The organism is Acinetobacter sp. AB03 (genome assembly GCF_058107045.1).
Map to the genome: position 1 here is coordinate 2,878,135 of NZ_JBUEBA010000002.1, position 16,998 is coordinate 2,895,132.

14 protein-coding genes and 5 tRNA genes are annotated in these 16,998 nt (G+C 44.3%); 8 read left to right on the forward strand and 11 right to left on the reverse strand.

What is annotated here, in order from left to right; genetic code table 11:
- Positions 1 to 22: 22 nt before the first annotated feature.
- From ACY3FQ_RS14450 to ACY3FQ_RS14475, 6 genes are read left to right on the forward strand one after another with little or no spacing between them, the layout of a single operon-like run.
- Complete coding sequence (locus ACY3FQ_RS14450; RefSeq protein WP_489774263.1) at positions 23 to 2,863, forward strand: monovalent cation/H+ antiporter subunit A; 2,841 nt, start codon at positions 23 to 25, stop codon at positions 2,861 to 2,863.
- Position 2,864: 1 nt separating this feature from the next.
- On the forward strand, positions 2,865 to 3,230 hold the full coding sequence (locus ACY3FQ_RS14455) for a Na+/H+ antiporter subunit C (RefSeq protein WP_004692695.1): 366 nt from the start codon (positions 2,865 to 2,867) through the stop codon (positions 3,228 to 3,230).
- Positions 3,230 to 5,038, forward strand: a complete 1,809-nt coding sequence (locus ACY3FQ_RS14460; RefSeq protein WP_489774265.1) for a monovalent cation/H+ antiporter subunit D — start codon at positions 3,230 to 3,232, stop codon at positions 5,036 to 5,038. Before ACY3FQ_RS14455 ends, ACY3FQ_RS14460 begins: the two co-directional genes overlap by 1 nt.
- Positions 5,039 to 5,040: 2 nt before the next feature.
- Positions 5,041 to 5,562 carry a Na+/H+ antiporter subunit E gene (locus tag ACY3FQ_RS14465; RefSeq protein WP_004978767.1) on the forward strand — a complete coding sequence of 174 codons (522 nt, stop codon included), beginning with the start codon at positions 5,041 to 5,043 and terminating at the stop codon, positions 5,560 to 5,562.
- Positions 5,559 to 5,834, forward strand: a complete 276-nt coding sequence (locus tag ACY3FQ_RS14470) for a monovalent cation/H+ antiporter subunit F (protein ID WP_004692700.1) — start codon at positions 5,559 to 5,561, stop codon at positions 5,832 to 5,834. The genes ACY3FQ_RS14465 and ACY3FQ_RS14470 overlap by 4 nt, the downstream gene beginning before the upstream one ends.
- Before the next feature lie 11 nt (positions 5,835 to 5,845).
- Positions 5,846 to 6,244 (forward strand): Na+/H+ antiporter subunit G, encoded by a 399-nt coding sequence (locus tag ACY3FQ_RS14475; RefSeq protein WP_004692702.1) that lies wholly within the window; start codon positions 5,846 to 5,848, stop codon positions 6,242 to 6,244.
- 380 nt (positions 6,245 to 6,624) lie between these two features.
- On the opposite strand, the gene ACY3FQ_RS14480 is transcribed toward ACY3FQ_RS14475, so the two are convergent.
- The 11 genes from ACY3FQ_RS14480 to tpiA form a co-directional block, all read right to left on the reverse strand.
- On the reverse strand, positions 6,625 to 7,029 hold the full coding sequence (locus tag ACY3FQ_RS14480; RefSeq protein ID WP_004978763.1) for a ribosome-binding factor A: 405 nt from the start codon (positions 7,027 to 7,029) through the stop codon (positions 6,625 to 6,627).
- Positions 7,029 to 9,728: a translation initiation factor IF-2 gene (gene infB, locus ACY3FQ_RS14485; protein ID WP_005400936.1), complete on the reverse strand. Its 2,700-nt coding sequence runs from the start codon at positions 9,726 to 9,728 to the stop codon at positions 7,029 to 7,031. Before infB ends, ACY3FQ_RS14480 begins: the two co-directional genes overlap by 1 nt.
- Before the next feature lie 9 nt (positions 9,729 to 9,737).
- Positions 9,738 to 11,222: a transcription termination factor NusA gene (gene nusA / locus ACY3FQ_RS14490; RefSeq protein ID WP_004692706.1), complete on the reverse strand. Its 1,485-nt coding sequence runs from the start codon at positions 11,220 to 11,222 to the stop codon at positions 9,738 to 9,740.
- Positions 11,223 to 11,261: 39 nt separating this feature from the next.
- On the reverse strand, positions 11,262 to 11,786 hold the full coding sequence (gene rimP, locus ACY3FQ_RS14495; RefSeq protein ID WP_004692708.1) for a ribosome maturation factor RimP: 525 nt from the start codon (positions 11,784 to 11,786) through the stop codon (positions 11,262 to 11,264).
- 228 nt (positions 11,787 to 12,014) lie between these two features.
- Positions 12,015 to 12,091: transfer RNA gene (locus tag ACY3FQ_RS14500), tRNA-Met, on the reverse strand.
- Positions 12,092 to 12,180: 89 nt separating this feature from the next.
- A tRNA-Met gene (locus tag ACY3FQ_RS14505) sits at positions 12,181 to 12,257 on the reverse strand.
- A gap of 68 nt (positions 12,258 to 12,325) precedes the next feature.
- Positions 12,326 to 12,402: transfer RNA gene (locus tag ACY3FQ_RS14510), tRNA-Met, on the reverse strand.
- 74 nt (positions 12,403 to 12,476) lie between these two features.
- Positions 12,477 to 12,553: transfer RNA gene (locus ACY3FQ_RS14515), tRNA-Met, on the reverse strand.
- Positions 12,554 to 12,602: 49 nt separating this feature from the next.
- Positions 12,603 to 12,687 (reverse strand) — tRNA-Leu (locus ACY3FQ_RS14520).
- Positions 12,688 to 12,740: 53 nt separating this feature from the next.
- Positions 12,741 to 13,070, reverse strand: a complete 330-nt coding sequence (gene secG, locus ACY3FQ_RS14525) for a preprotein translocase subunit SecG (RefSeq protein WP_004692710.1) — start codon at positions 13,068 to 13,070, stop codon at positions 12,741 to 12,743.
- 13 nt (positions 13,071 to 13,083) lie between these two features.
- Positions 13,084 to 13,875 carry a triose-phosphate isomerase gene (gene tpiA, locus ACY3FQ_RS14530; protein WP_489774267.1) on the reverse strand — a complete coding sequence of 264 codons (792 nt, stop codon included), beginning with the start codon at positions 13,873 to 13,875 and terminating at the stop codon, positions 13,084 to 13,086.
- A 279-nt stretch (positions 13,876 to 14,154) separates the two neighbouring features.
- Here tpiA and pilB point away from each other — a divergent pair, with 279 nt between their 5' ends.
- Positions 14,155 to 15,870: a type IV-A pilus assembly ATPase PilB gene (gene pilB / locus ACY3FQ_RS14535; RefSeq protein ID WP_489774269.1), complete on the forward strand. Its 1,716-nt coding sequence runs from the start codon at positions 14,155 to 14,157 to the stop codon at positions 15,868 to 15,870.
- Between the two features lie 30 nt (positions 15,871 to 15,900).
- The coding region (locus tag ACY3FQ_RS14540) for a type II secretion system F family protein (RefSeq protein WP_489774270.1) at positions 15,901 to 16,998 on the forward strand (1,098 nt) is incomplete at its 3' end.

Sequence of the window (16,998 nt, forward strand, 5' to 3'; positions counted from 1 at the left end):
AGGTTTTGACCTATTCACGACAATGGAAACGAGTGTGCTACCGATTATTATATTGTTACCGTTAATACTTGGCACAACCCTTGTCTCATTACTGAAGCAGAGCTCACGCAGGTTAACCGCCTTCGCAGCTGTTGGGGTCAGTATGACAAGTTTAGGCTTATTACTGACCCAAGCACGAGAGGTGTTTAATGGCGCTGTCATTACGCAGTCATGGTCGTGGTTGCCGCAGCTTGGAATTGACTTCAGCTTCCGTCTAGACGCATTAGGCCTCCTCTTTGCCTTACTGATTAGCGGCATCGGAACGCTCATTTATATTTATGCCTATTTTTATTTAGGCCCAAAAAATTCTCTCAATAAACTCTATCTACTGCTCATGTTGTTCATGGCAGCCATGCTCGGGATTTCACTCTCCAATAATTTAATTTTACTCCTCGTTTTTTGGGAGTTGACCAGTATCTCATCTTTTCTGTTGGTCGGTTATTGGAGCAATTACGACGCGGCGCAACGTGGCTCACGAATGGCATTGACCATTACGGGTATGGGCGGATTAGCCATGCTAGGTGGTTTCATCTTGCTCGGCCAAATCACAGGCACCTACGAGATTGATCAAATCTTGACGATGACAGCACAAATTCAAAGTCATGCTTTATTTGTTCCTACGTTGCTGCTGATTTTACTCGGTGCTTTTACCAAAAGTGCGCAATTTCCATTCCATTTTTGGTTACCCAACGCGATGGCAGCTCCGACCCCCGTGTCTGCTTATTTGCACTCAGCAACCATGGTAAAAGCGGGCATTTTCTTGGTGGCACGACTGTTACCCATTTTTGCAGGTGCGGCACTGTTCCACAATTTGGTCATCCTTATTGGTCTGTTTACCCTCTGTATGGCTGCATTTTTCGCCATCTTTAAAGAAGACCTGAAAGGTTTATTGGCCTATTCAACCATTAGCCATCTCGGCTTGATCATGTGTCTCTTGGGGATCGGATCACCATTGGCTGTGGCTGCGGCTATTTTCCATATTATTAACCATGCCACCTTTAAAGCAGCGCTGTTCATGATCGCAGGTATTATCGATCATGAGTCAGGCACACGTGATTTACGTAAGCTTAGTGGGTTATGGCAACTGCTACCTTATACTGCGACTTTGACGATGGTCACTGCAGCGTCGATGGCCGGCGTGCCCTTGACCAACGGTTTCTTATCTAAGGAAATGTTCTTTACTGAGCTACTCAGCAACCTATCTGGCCCTGTGCTCATCTGCTCCGCGATTGTCGCGACACTGGCGGGGATTTTTGCAGTGGCTTACTCTGTGCGTTTGGTGCATGGGGTTTTCTTCGATGGCCCAGTGGGCAAACAAGTTCCGAACAAGGATGCACATGAGCCGCCGTTTGGCATGCGTGCACCAGCCACTTTACTGGCGATTCTGTGTATTTTAGTTGGCTTATTCCCTGCCCTATTGGTTGAAAAGATAGTCAACAGTACAGCACGTGCCAGCACCCAAGTGATGAATTTTGAAGGCACACATCTTGCTCTATGGCATGGTTTTAACATGCCATTGTTGATGAGTGCTATTGCCTTGGTTGGCGGTCTGATTTTCTATTTTAGTCTGGCTAAAGGTGGAAAAATTCGAGAAATTGATCTTGATCCATATTTAGGTCGTCTACAAGGTCGAGTTGCCTTTGACTTATTCCTTAAGTCACTCCTGCTCAACTCGCGCAAATTTAAACGATTGACTGAAAACGGCAAATTACAAAGTTATATTCTTTGGATTGTGATCTTCAGTATTGCCGTAGTCGCACTTCCGTTTTTAGGACAAGGGCTGACCACAGGTACCCGTGAGCTCACCCATGCCCCTGCTTTAGCGATTGTACTGTGGCTACTGTTATTCTCTTCTTGCTGGATGATGTTGTGGTTCCACCACGAACGGATTAAAGCAGTATTGATCAGCGGTGCGATTGGTTTAGTCGTGACTATGGTCTTTATCTGCTTCTCTGCGCCTGATTTGGCTTTGACACAAATCACCGTAGATGTGGTCACCACCGTACTGTTATTGATGAGTTTATCGCTTTTACCACAACTCACTCCCTATGAGTCGAGTGTATCACGCCGTTGGCGAGATGCCCTGATTGCGATTGGCGGCGGGCTTGGCATTGCATGGATCACATGGCTTATCTTGACCCGTGATCACAACTCCATTTCATGGTTCTTCATGCAGCAGTCGATTCCATTAGGCGGCGGTACCAACGTGGTCAACGTAATTTTAGTCGATTTCCGTGGTTTCGATACTTTCGGTGAAATTACAGTCCTCGGCATTGCAGGCATTGGTGCGCTATGCCTAATGGATGGTATGCGTACCCACGGCACCACCATGACCAAAGGTCTTAGTTACCGTTTTAATCCATCGCCGTTGATGCTTCGTATCACTGCATCTTGGATATTACCGATTGCCTTGGTGGTTAGCCTGTATATCTTCTTACGTGGACATAATCTGCCTGGGGGCGGGTTTATCGCGGGTTTGATTACCGCTTTGGCCTTGATTATTCAGTACATGGCACTCGGTCAAGATCATGCAGAACAGCTGCTCAAAGCCAAGTCTGGTCGTTTGTATGAAATCTGGATTGGAACAGGTCTGGTCATTGCAGGATTAACAGGCTTAGGCGCATGGTTCTGGGGACGCCCCTTCCTCACCAGTGCACACTTTTATGTGTCGCCACCGATCTTAGGAGAAATGCACCTAGCGACAGCTGCACTGTTCGATGTCGGGGTTTATATCACGGTCGTAGGTGCAACCATGCTACTTATTTCAGTACTTGGGGACTCACGTCACTCTAGTATGTCTGGTCCAGTACCAAAGGGGGATTAATATGATTAGTTTAGAACTGTTACTTGCCTCCGCTATTGGTCTGTTGACTGCCACAGGCATCTATCTGATTTTGCGTGCCCGTACCTTCCCTGTGGTACTTGGCTTGGCCATGATTGGTTATGCCGTCAATTTATTTTTATTTGCCATGGGGCGACTTCAACTTAATGCACCCGCGGTACTCACGGAAGCCAGCAAAGCCACTGACCCTTTGCCACAAGCCTTGGTGTTAACCGCGATTGTGATTGGCTTTGCTACCACGGCGTTTATTGTACAACTGGCTTTACGCAGTCGTTATGAAACAGGAACCGACCACGTTGACTCTAAAGAAGAAATACCACAAATTGACCCACGTGAGGATGAGCCATAATGAATGACCTCATCCAATTTTGGACCGAACACACTCCAATTTTTAGTATTTTAATTCCTGCCATTACCGCCTTTATTTTGGTGTTATTGGGCAATCCTGGATCAGGTTCTTTAGCACAAGACTGGCGACAACCGTGGCGTCGAGGCATCAGTTATACCTCTGGCCTGTTGGGTTTATTTACAGCGGTCAACTATCTGATCTTTGCCAGCTCAGGGCAAATCAGTGTTTATAACCTTGGTGAATGGGCAGCACCATTTGGTATTGTTTTAGTCCTCGACCAACTGTCTGCCCTGATGTTGGTTTTAACCTACGGCTTGGCTGTTCCAGTGATGTGGTTTGCCAGCAAAGAATGGGATGAACGTGGCCGTTATTTCCATGCCATGTGCCATTTCCTACTGATGGGTTTAACCGGTGCCTTCCTGACAGGCGACTTATTTAACCTGTTTGTATTCTTTGAAATTTTATTAATGGCCTCCTATGTCCTGTTACTGCATGGCCAAGGCAAAGCGCGTTTTCAACTCGGCATTCACTATGTCACTATTAACTTGTTGGCATCAGCTCTGTTTCTGATTGGTCTGGGCATGATTTACGGCAGCGTCGGCAGCCTCAATATGGCGGATGTTGCACGTTTGATGCCTCTATTAGAAGGCGATCAACATCGTATTGCTGTTGCTGGCGGGCTGTTGTTGTTTACAGTCTTTGGCATTAAAGCAGCCATGCTACCTGTCGGTTTTTGGCTACCAAAAACCTATGCGGTCGCGACCACTCCTGTGGCGGCACTGTTCACCATCATGACCAAAGTCGGTATTTATGCCATTTTACGTGTTAATGGCACCGTATTTGACGATGCCATTAGCCGTGAAATCCTGCAATACATTCTATTGCCGATTGGTTTAATTACCTCAGTCTATGGTGTGATTGGCGCGATGGGCGCAGAACGCTTACGTCGTTTCATTGGCTTTATGCTTTTGTCTTCTGTGGGCACGATTTTAATCGCCATTTCCCTATTCAATACCTTGGCATGGGCAGCGGCACTGTATTATTTGGTACACAGCACCATTATTGCGGCAGCTTTCTACATTTTAAGTGGTTGGATTACCTCTCAACGTGGTGAGTTTAAAGACCACTTTAAAATTGCCCCGCAAATGAAACAGCATAAGGTGGTGGCGTTAACCTATTTCACCATTGCCTTGATGATGGCAGGTTTACCGCCCTTTAGTGGCTTCTTAGGCAAAGTGTTTATTCTTCAAGCCACCGCACACTCACCGTATCAATTGCTGATTATTGTGACCATTTTAGTGGTGAGCTTGTTGAGTATTATTGCGTTTACACGTGTAGGTTTCGTGATTTTTTGGCGCGCAACTAAACCAGAAGACAACCCGAATGAAGCTGCTTATGCAGTGTACCAAGCTTTGCCTGAACAAGCACCGAAGCGCAATGACAAAACCATTTATCTCTTGTTGGTCGGTTTAATGGCTTATATGGTGTTTGCAGGTCCAATTCAAAAGTACACTTACCAAACGGCTGAGCAAATCCAAAATAATGTACTCTATGAACAAACTTTACTGAAAACTGATGAGCATGGGCAAACCATTAGCGTACAACCTTTCGACAGCGAAAATTTACCTGAAACCAAATATGGTGGCGAACGCGTAGATCCGAATGCACATTTGATTCCATATTTAATTTCAGAAGAAACATTGGAAGGCGAACATATTTCCGAATACAAAAAACGCCAAATGCAACAGCAACAACAGGCTGAAGTGAATCCCGATGCTGAAAGCCTACAACCGATGGTGGAGCCTTAAACATGAAAAAAACGTCGTTTTTGGAGCGTTGGTTACCCCACCCTTTTGTCTCGGTGATTGTTGCGCTGAGCTGGGTGATGTTGGCACATAGTGTCGATGCAGCCAGCTTAGTGATGGCATTTTTACTGGCTATTTTTATTCCGCGTCTGATCAGACCATTCATTACTTACACTCCAAATATTGAATGGAAAGCGGCGCTGAAACTATTTTTTGTGGTGTTATACGACATTGTGGTGTCGAATATTCAAGTGGCTAAATTGGTCCTCGGCCCAATTGATCGTCTACAACCCAAATGGTTTCGCGTTCCGCTGGAAACACAACATGAGGAAGTAAACACCTTACTGGCGATGATTATTACCACCACACCAGGTACTGTTTCAGCAGGCATCGATCAAGATCGTGGGGACATTTTAGTTCACGCCCTCAGCACCGATGATGAAAATGCCGAGATTGAAAATATCAAAGCGCGTTATGAAAAACCGTTGATGCAAATTTTTGGTGTCGAAGCAGGAGACAAAGCATGACTATTTTGCCTTATGCCCTCGGGATTTGTTTAATCGCCGTCACCATTTCAATGTTGTTGTGCTTAATTCGCTTAATCATCGGTCCATCGATTGTAGACCGACTCTTAGCACTCGACACTCTCTTTTTAAATGCAATCTGCCTCATTATTATTTTAGGCATTTACTGGGCCAGCACTTCATTATTTGAAGGTGCTCTTTTGGTTGCGATGCTCGGCTTTGTCTCTACAGCCGCTTTAGCACGCTACTTCACCTCAGGTCATGTGATTGACTAGGAGCAAGATCGATGCAACTTACGATGGAAATTTTAGTCTCCATTTTTCTCATGATCGGCACTTTCTTCATGCTGGTCGGAGGGATTGGAATGGTGCGCCTGCCCGACTTATTCATGCGCCTACATGCCCCAACCAAGTCCAGTACCTTAGGCTTAGGGAGCTTCTTGATCGCGGCAATGATCTATTCTGCATTCCAAGGACGCTTTGGTTTTGCTGAGCTGTTATTAACGCTGTTTGCCTTTTTAACCGCACCCGTATCGGCGAATTTGATGGCGCAAGCGGCGCTACATTTACGCTTACGCTCACTGAGTGGTGACGTTCCAGAAGCACTCAATCGTCCACTGCCTTGGCAACGTACTCGTCGCAGAGCTTTTAGCAATAAGCATGAAGACACTGAACATCGTCTTTAAATGCTTGTGGTGTTAAGAAAATAAAATAAATACATTCTAGCGCTTCAGCATTGACATGGTGCTGTTGCGCTAATTCATGCATCTGTATATTGTACTGATTATAGTGTTCAAACTTATTGGATGGTGTCACATCCAGTACATTGACCAACACAGATAATCTACTCAAAAATTAAAATAATCAAAGCGCCCCCGTGGTAAATCATTGCCCATATTAATCCAGTCCACAGCAACTTGATGGTCAAAATAATCCCTAAAAGTTCAACCCTCTATCCCCCACCATAATCCTGTGCAAAATCCCTAAAAGTCTTGATCTAGCTTCAGCCATTACTCCGCATAAAAAAAGCCACCCGAAGGTGGCTTTTTGATTCAGTTAGACTGAATTATTCATCATCTTTGTTTGCTTCGTCAGCAGGTAAATCCTTTACTGCTTCAGCAATCAGGCCAAACATATAGTTACCATATGCATTGGTTTTATCGTAATGGAAACGCAAACGCGGTGTAATACGTGTCTTAATACGACGGCCGAGTTCGTGACGCAAGAAACCAGATGCTTTGTTCAGCACATCTAGCGTTTCTTTATTGGCTGCTTCACTTTGCTCATCGCCAAGCTCGCGGCCCATCACAGTCACATATACTTCAGCATAACCTAAGTCTGGACTAACCTTCACCGCAGAGATGGTCACGAGACCACCTAAGCGTGGATCTTTCAACTCTTGGCGAATTAGTTCAGACAACTCACGTTGCACTGTATCCGCCATGCGCTTAAGACGTTGACTACCCGCCATTAAAGACTCCGTTTGATCAATTGAACATCATAGACTTCGATCTTGTCTTTTTCTTTGATGTCTTTATAACCTTTAACCGCAAGACCACATTCCATACCTGCGCGAACTTCTTCAACCACTTCTTTATAGCGACGAAGTGACTCAAGTTCACCTTGGAACACAACCACGTCATCACGAAGGACACGAATTGGTTTATTACGGTGTAACATACCTTCAAGTACCATACAGCCTGCTGCTGCACCAAACTTACTTGAGTGGAACACTTCACGTACTTCAGCCACACCCAGAATTGTTTCACGGTGTTCAGGCGCAAGTTTACCGCTCATCGCTGCTTTCACATCATCAATCAATTGATAGATGATTGAGTAGTAACGAATATCGATACCGTCAGCATCCGCTTTTTGACGCGCTGCGTTATCCGCACGTACGTTAAAGCCAAGAAGTACCGCTTCAGAAGATTCAGCTAGTGTTACGTCAGATTCAGTGATCGCACCAACACCTGAGCCAATAACACGGACTTTAACTTCGTCTGTTGCAAGGTCAGCAAGAGCAACGTGTAATGCTTCCAATGTACCACGTACATCAGTTTTCAATACCACATTGACGATAGGCACATCTTTCTTGCCCATAGACGCCATGATATTTTCAAGACGCATTGCGCTTTGACGCTCAAGACGTTTTTGACGTTCACGATCCATACGCGCATCGGCAACTTCACGTGCTTTTTTCTCGTCATTCACAACAAGAACTTCATCACCCGCCATTGGCGCTTCAGGTAGACCTAAAATTTCAACCGGAATTGAAGGACCTGCAGACTGAATACGTTTACCGTTTTCATCTGTCATCGCACGTACGCGACCGTAAGATGCACCGGCAAGAACAAGGTCACCTACTTTCAATGTACCGTTTTGAACAAGGATAGACGTTACCGCACCACGGCTGTTGTCTACACGTGCTTCAATCACGACACCTTGAGCAGCACCTTCTTCAGATGCTTTCAACTCAAGTAATTCAGCTTGAATTGAAATAATATCTAGAAGCTCATCAATACCTTGACCTGTATGTGCTGAAACCATTGCAACAGGAACATCACCGCCCCATTGTTCAGGCACGATTTCTTTCACAGTCAATTCATTCAATACGCGATCTGGATCAGCAGATTCTTTATCCATCTTGTTAATGGCAACAATAATCGGCGTACCTGCAGCACGTGCGTGATCAATCGCTTCAGCTGTTTGTGGCATTACACCATCATCCGCTGCAACAACCAACACCACGATGTCTGTTGCTTTCGCACCACGTGAACGCATTGCAGTAAATGCTGCGTGTCCCGGAGTATCTAGGAAAGTAATGATACCTTTGTCCGTTGTAACGTGGTAAGCACCGATATGCTGTGTAATACCACCTGCTTCGCCTTGTGCCACTTTAGCACGACGAATGCGGTCAAGTAATGATGTCTTACCATGGTCAACGTGGCCCATGATAGTCACAACAGGAGGACGAGTCGTTTGAGCGCCACGTGCTTCTTCTGCTGCTTCAAGTAAGTTATCTTCAGCTTGCGTATCCGATACAAGAACTGGGTTATGGCCCATTTCTTCTACGATTAATGCTGCAATTTCTTGGTCAATCGCTTGGTTCTGAGTAACAAGCTCACCCATTTTCATGAGTGACTTAATTACTTCACGTACCTTAACTGCCATTTTTGCAGCCAAGTCAGCAACCACAATGGTTGAACCAATTTCAACATCATAAACTTGCTTTTTAACCGGTTTTTCAAAGCCATGCTTGTTTGCAGAGCTTGTTTTCAAACCACGTTTATGCGAGTTATCACGGAAAGACTGCTCTTCACCACGACGACCGCCTTTCTTCGGTGCGCGTGTAGCTGGCGTATTGGTACCACGTTTGATTTCGCGGTCTTCTTTCGCAAATGAGTCTTCATATGCTTGGCCAACTAGACCCGCAGCAAGTGGAGAATCATCCACTACACGAATGGTCGCAGTTGCATCTTCGTTTGAATACTTAGATGCCATTTGACGCATTTGTTCAAGTGTACGTTGCTGCGCTTCTTCAGCTGCCTTACGACGTGCTGCCTCTTCAGTCGCTTTTAATTGAGCGGCTTGAGCTTCACGTGCTTTTTTCTGTTCAGGTGTTTCAACAACTTTAACTTGTGCTTTAACCACAGGCTTATTGTTTGATTTACGCTTCACAACTACCGCAGCTTTTGCTACTTCTTGCTTCGTCGTTTCTTGCTTTGCAGCAGCACGCATCGCTTCAAAGTTTGCAGCCGCTTTATTTACTACTGGAGTTTCAGCTTTTGGTTCAACCATAGCTTGAACGTTCGCACGAGCTTGTTGCTCCGCTTGCGCTTTTGCCAAAGCTTCCGCTTTAATTTGTTCTGGATCTGGCTTGGTAAATGTATGTTTCTTGCGAACTTCTACATTAATCGTTTTTGCCTTACCTGAGGTACTCGCTACTTTAGCGGTACTGGTCGTTTTACGTTTCAACGTGATTTTTCCTGCCTGACCATCGTCTTGACCATGAATTTTCTTCAAATGGTGCACGAGGGCATCTTGTTGTTCAGTAGAGATTATATCGTCCGATTTACGCTGTGGTAAACCAGCATCACGAACCTGCTCTAGGAGCTTCTCAACAGGGCGGTTCACACTGAGAGCTAACTCTTGTATCGTCTTATCCGTCATGTAGATCTCCTAGTTAAACCATGATTCGCGCGCTTTCATAATAAGTTGACCCGCTTTCTCTGTACCCAGACCTTCAATATCAGCAATATCGTCAGTCGCTTGGTCAGCCAAGTCATCAATTGTGATGACACCACGTGCTGCAAGTGCATAAGCAATCTCTTGCGTCATCCCTTCCATTGCAACGAGTTCCGCGCTTGGATCTTGGATGTTTTCTTGCTGCTGTAATGCATCAGCCAATGCAACTTCTTTGGCACGACTTTGAAGTAATTCAACAACTTCAGCATCTAGCTCGATTTCGTCAAATGTTTCAGCTGGAACATAAGCAATCTCTTCTAAAGAAGTAAAGCCCATTTCAACCAATGCCATTGCCAAATCTTCTTCAATATCTAGACGCGATACAAATAGGTCTAAGTATTGTTGTGCTTCATTTTGCTGACGAGCATGATACTCATCTTCAAGCATCATGTTGAGTTTATAGCCTGTAAGTTCAGAGGCTAAACGTACGTTTTGACCTTGTGAACCAATCGCACGCGCTAATTGATCGCTAGTTGCGAAAATAATGTCCGCTGTACGTTCTTCTTCATCAATCACAATACCCGATACATCTGCTGGCTCTAAAGCACTCGCAATGTACTGTGCAGGATCATCAGACCATACAACAACATCAATACGCTCACCGTTCAATTCTTGCTGAACTGCTTGGATACGTGTACCACGCATACCAATACATGCACCCACTGGATCAATACGATGATCATTGGTTTTCACAGCAATTTTAGCACGAACACCAGGTTGACGCGCTGCCGCTTTAATCTCAATAATTTCTTCAGAAATTTCAGGAATTTCTTTCTTCATCAAAGCGATGAGCATTTCAGGCTTGGCACGTGACAATTGTAGTTGTGCACCACGACCTTCACGGTTCACATTAAACAAAATCGCATTTACACGTTGCTTCGGACGCAAAATTTCTTTTGCAATCATTTCTTCACGTGCAAGATACGCTTCGGCATTGTCACCTAAGTCAATGATAAAGCCATCTTTGGTTTGCTTTTTCACTTCACCGTAGATCAACTCACCCACTTTAGACTCGTAGGCATCTGCAATCAGCGCGCGTTCAGCTTCGCGAATCTTTTGAACAATCACTTGTTTTGCAATTTGCGCCGCAATACGACCAAAGTCAATTGAAGGCACTTCAAGCTCACGAATATCACCAATCGACCATTGTGCAGGATCAACATCTGAAATCGCATCTTGACATGCTGGCATTTCATGATCTTCATCCGCAACCACTTCCCATTGACGGAAAGTGCTGTATTCACCCGTTTTACGATCAATCTCTACACGAAGCTGAGCTTCTTCAGAGTTTGTTCCTTCGTAAAATTTCTTTTTAGTCGCAGCAACAAGCGCTTGTTCTAAGGCTTCGAAAATCGCTTCACGAGGTACACCTTTTTCATTACTAACCGTTTCAACTACGGTAAGAATTTCACGTGCCATAAGCCACCTATTCGTTCAGATTCTTATTTATTAAATGAATTAATCTTGATAGACCAAATTGGCTTTATCAATATTATTACTATCGATTTCAAGCACCTGTTGCTTTTCCACTTCGACTTGAATCATTTCAGCTTCAAGATCTACAGCAACCAATTTAGCTTGGAATTTACGACGGTTATCGACTGCACTGATCAAACGGAAAGCGATCTGTTGACCAATATATGCAGGTAATTGTTCAAGTTGGAAAAATGGACGATCCCAACCTGGAGATGACACTTCAAGTGCATATTCACCTGAAATTGGATCATGGACATCCATCATTGCGCCGACTTGCTGAGTCACGCGTACACAGTCTTGTACGCCGATGCCACGGCCCTGCTCTTCTTCACCATCTTCATTGATGATGGGTTCTGCATTTTCGTCGACAGCTTTGTCGATATAAATGCGCAATAAAGAACGTTTTCCTTGAGGAAGAAATTCAATCCCCCAAAGATCAACACCACAGGCTTGCACTGCAGGAGCAATTAAGTCTTGGAGTGCTTGAGTTTTATTTGATAGCTTCATTTACTCTCGTCATTTTTGTGCGATTCAATGGCCGAAACAGACCACTACAAGCAGATACAAACTATAGTAGTAGTGGAACATGACACTTTGACTTTCACCGTATCCGGCTCACATCGACACTACACGATAGCCAATAAAAAAGGGCGTAATCGCCCCAATTATTGCACAGAAAATTAATATCCACTGTGCAAAAAGGCCCACCTTGTTGTGAGCCTCTTTTTAGAAACTTGGTAGCGGGAGCTGGATTTGAACCAACGACCTTCGGGTTATGAGCCCGACGAGCTACCAGACTGCTCCATCCCGCATCAACGTGCAAAAATTATATACAAATATGAACTATTTTTCAATCTAAATACTTCGTACTTGCTCTGATTTAGTTGCACCTAAATCAAATTGGTAGCGGGAGCTGGATTTGAACCAACGACCTTCGGGTTATGAGCCCGACGAGCTACCAGACTGCTCCATCCCGCAACAAAACGCAAAAATTATTCAATTTAATCACTTAAACTGCTTATTTTAGTTTGCATCTAAAATAAGATTGGTAGCGGGAGCTGGATTTGAACCAACGACCTTCGGGTTATGAGCCCGACGAGCTACCAGACTGCTCCATCCCGCAACAAAACGCAAAAAATATTCTTAACTTAATCACTTAAGCTACTCACTTTAGTTTGCTTCTAAAATAAGATTGATTGGTAGCGGGAGCTGGATTTGAACCAACGACCTTCGGGTTATGAGCCCGACGAGCTACCAGACTGCTCCATCCCGCATCAACAGAATTTGCTGCATACACCAACTTAATCTTCTGGATTCATAAGTTGGTGCGGAAGGGGGGACTTGAACCCCCACGCCCGAAAGCACTACCACCTCAAGGTAGCGTGTCTACCAATTCCACCACCACCGCAGCTGTGACGCATTCTAGTAGCATCGTCACAAAAAAGAAAGGACTAATTCCAATTATTCGCTTGTTTTAGGTGCAGCTGGCGAAGTTTCAGTCGATTGTGCAGGTGCAGAACTTGTCGTTTGCACTGACTTTAAGCTATAGGCATCTGTGGTTTGCTTTTTGGCAAACACAGCAAGTGACAAACTGGTGATAAAAAACAAGGCTGTCAAAACCGCAGTCAATCGCGTCAAGAAATTACCTGAACCCGATGCACCAAATACAGTTGCAGCACCGCCACCACCAAACGAAGCACCAGCATCTGCACCTTTACCATGCTGGACCAAAATCAGCACGATCATCAACACAGCTAAGATAATATGTACTACCAGCACAAAAGTTTGCATGCTGAACTCCTAATTATTTTGTATTTGCAAATGCTTCGACAATTTTATAAAACGACGTTGCATTTAATGATGCCCCACCGACGAGTGCACCATTGATATCTGGACAGGCCGCTAACTCTACTGCATTTTCAGCTTTTACACTACCACCATATAAAATGGCCATGTTCGCGCCATAACTGGTAATTTGCGTGAGGCCTTCACGGATTTTAGCATGCATGGTTTGCGCGTCTTCTGGTGAAGCAGTTTTTCCTGTACCAATGGCCCAAATTGGCTCATAGGCAATCACAATATGAGGCCACTGCTCTGCCGTTACCACACTGGCTAAGTCGCAAATTTGTTGTAAAACGACCACTTCTGCCTGACCAGATTCGCGCTGCTCTAAGCTTTCACCCACACAGTAAATAACGCTTAAACCCGCATTTAAGGCATTTTGAGCTTTCGCATTTAAAATTGCCGCACTTTCAGCAAAATATTCGCGACGTTCTGAGTGACCAATTAAAACATATTCAATTTGACTATCTTTAAGCAGCTCTGCACTCACCTCACCCGTATATGCACCTATGTTGCCAAAACGCGAAACATCTTGCGCCACAGTAAAAACTGAACGTGCAGCATTCGCCAATTCAGCCTGCGTTGACGTCAAAGCCAGCGTCACAGGCGCAAGCCCAATATTACATTTTTCTTCTGCTATTTCATTCTCTTGCAAGAGCTGTTTAAATTCTTGAAGCAATTGCTTGGCATCTGCCTGCATTGGGTTCATCTTCCAATTGCCGACAACCCATGGCTTAATCGTCGAACCCGACATACAGCACCCTATTCAAAACAGTTCATTAAAACGGCCTCATTCTACACGGTATTTATTTTTCAAAGATAGTTTTCTTCTAGAATTTCTTCGGCAATCAAAATAATACGAGTGAAAATAAAGACATCTTTTTGTAAAAAAACCGCCTGCTATCACGACCAGTTCATGCTTTTAATCGATATTAAGGTGGTGACAACACTTTCAGATATGGTATTTTTGTGCAACAAAAGTATAATTTTACGATACCAATTATAAACAATTGAGAAGTTAAGGATCTGGGGAATGTCAGTATCAAATGGTTTGCCTAAGTTCACAGGCTTCATTCGACGCTTAGTCGAAGACGGACGCATGACTGCTGAAAATATGCAGCAGGCAATGCTCTCTGCAAAAAAGGCTCAGCAAGACATCGTTCCTTATCTGATTGAAAATCATAAACTCTCCCCACAAATGATCGCTGAGACGATTTCTTTGGAGTTTGGAGAGCCTGTTTTTGACTTAAGTGTCTATGATTCTGTACAAATTCTACGGGATCTGGTCGAAGACAAACTTATCACCAAGCATCGTGTGTTGCCGATTTACCGTCGTGGCAATATCCTCTATATCGCCACCAGCAATCCAACCAACATGGATGCGATGGACGCGATTCGTTTCAATTCTAAAATGAACATTGAAGCGATTATTGTTGAACATCCCCAGCTTGAAAAACTAATCGAACAAAATTTCGCGCAAGCCGATAGCTTTGAATTTTCTGATGAAGATATTGATTTAGACTTAGAGCAAGACCATCAGAACTCAAATGATAAAGAGGACGATGACTCACCTCAAGGCGATGAAGCACCGATCGTCAAATACATCAATAAATTACTGATCGATGCGATTCGTATGGGCGCATCAGACTTGCACTTTGAACCTTATGAAAAATCTTACCGTGTCCGTTATCGAGTAGATGGGGTTCTGCGTCATATTGCCAGTCCGCCATTACAACTGGCGACTCGCCTCGCCTCTCGTTTGAAAGTCATGTCACAAATGGACATTTCTGAAAAGCGCGTGCCACAAGATGGCCGGATTAAATTAAAGCTGTCGAAAAGTAAAGCCATTGACTTTCGTGTCAACTCACTTCCAACTTTGTTTGGTGAAAAACTGGTTCTGCGTATTCTCGATCCATCCAGTGCTATGCTGGGGATTGATGCTTTAGGTTATGAGCCAGACCAAAAAGACCTATTTATGCAGGCTTTAGACAAACCGCAAGGCATGTTGTTAATTACTGGCCCGACAGGTTCAGGTAAAACGGTATCGCTGTATACAGGTTTGAATATTCTAAATAAAGAAGACACCAATATTTCAACTGCGGAAGACCCTGTTGAGATTAACTTAGAAGGCATTAATCAGGTCAATGTGAACAATAAAGTCGGCCTCACCTTCTCTGCTGCACTGAAGTCCTTCTTACGTCAAGATCCTGATATTGTGATGGTGGGTGAGATTCGTGACCTTGAAACAGCTGAAATCGCGATTAAAGCCGCGCAAACAGGTCACATGGTCATGTCGACACTCCACACCAATAGTGCACCTGAAACCCTGACCCGCTTACGCAATATGGGGGTTCCATCTTTTAACATTGCGACCTCGGTCAATTTGGTAATTGCACAACGTTTAGCACGCCGCTTATGTAGCCAATGCAAAGCCTCTGTCGATATTCCTGAACAAAGTTTGCTCGAAATGGGCTTTACTCCAACAGATATCAAAGATCCAGACTTCAAAGTTTATCAACCGGTGGGGTGTGCTGAGTGCCGTGAAGGCTATAAAGGACGTGTTGGTATTTATGAAGTTATGAAAGTCACGCCAGAAATTTCAAAAATTATTATGGAAGATGGCAATGCCTTACAGATTGCTGAAGCATCTGCAAAATTAGGATTTAACAATTTACGTCGTTCAGGTTTACTCAAGGTTATGCAGGGGGTCACTTCCTTACAAGAAGTGAATCGTGTAACCAGCGAATAGTTGAAATATTGAAAGAATAAGGATAAATGCATGGCTGTCAAAAAAGCACAGATGATGCCAACCTTCAATTATGAAGGGATTGATCGTAAAGGGTCAAAAATTAAAGGGGAATTGCCTGCACGTAATCTTGCCCTCGCCAAAGTTACTTTGCGCAAACAAGGGATTACCATCAAGAGTATTCGAGAAAAGAAAAAGAATATTCTTGAAGGCATAATGAAGAAAAAAGTGACGACACTGGACATCACGATTTTCACTCGACAGCTCGCAACCATGATGAAAGCCGGTGTACCACTAGTACAAGGCTTTGAAATTGTAGCTGAAGGTTTAGAAAACCCGTCAATGCGTGAAGTCGTCCTTGGTATCAAAGGCGAAGTTGAAGGCGGTAACACCTTTGCGGGAGCACTCAGAAAATATCCGCAATATTTCGACAACTTATTCTGTTCACTGGTTGAATCTGGCGAACAATCGGGTGCACTTGAGACCATGCTGGATCGTGTGGCGGTCTATAAAGAAAAAAGTGAATTGTTAAAGCAAAAAATTAAAAAAGCCATGAAGTACCCAGCAACCGTGGTTGTGGTTGCTGTGATCGTAACCATTATTTTGATGGTCAAAGTCGTCCCCGTTTTCCAAGAACTTTTTAGTTCCTTTGGGGCGGACTTACCCGCATTCACCCAAATGGTGGTAAATATGTCTGAATGGATGCAGAAATACTGGTTCATTTTGATTATTGTGGTTGGTGTTGTGATTACCGCTTTACTCGAAACCAAAAAGCGGAGTAAAAAGTTTCGTGACATGCTGGATAAAGCCGCACTGAAAGCCCCGATTTTTGGTGATTTAGTCTATAAAGCAATTATCGCGCGTTATAGCCGTACGCTGTCTACCACCTTTGCGGCGGGCGTACCCTTAATTGATGCCCTCGAGTCTACCGCGGGTGCAACCAATAACGTAGTCTATGAAGAAGCCGTGATGAAGATCCGTGAAGATGTCGCAACAGGACAACAACTTCAATTCGCGATGCGTGCCACCAATAAATTTCCATCGATGGCAGTACAAATGGTAGCGATTGGTGAAGAATCTGGTGCCCTCGATGCCATGTTGGATAAAGTTGCAACCCACTATGAAAATGAA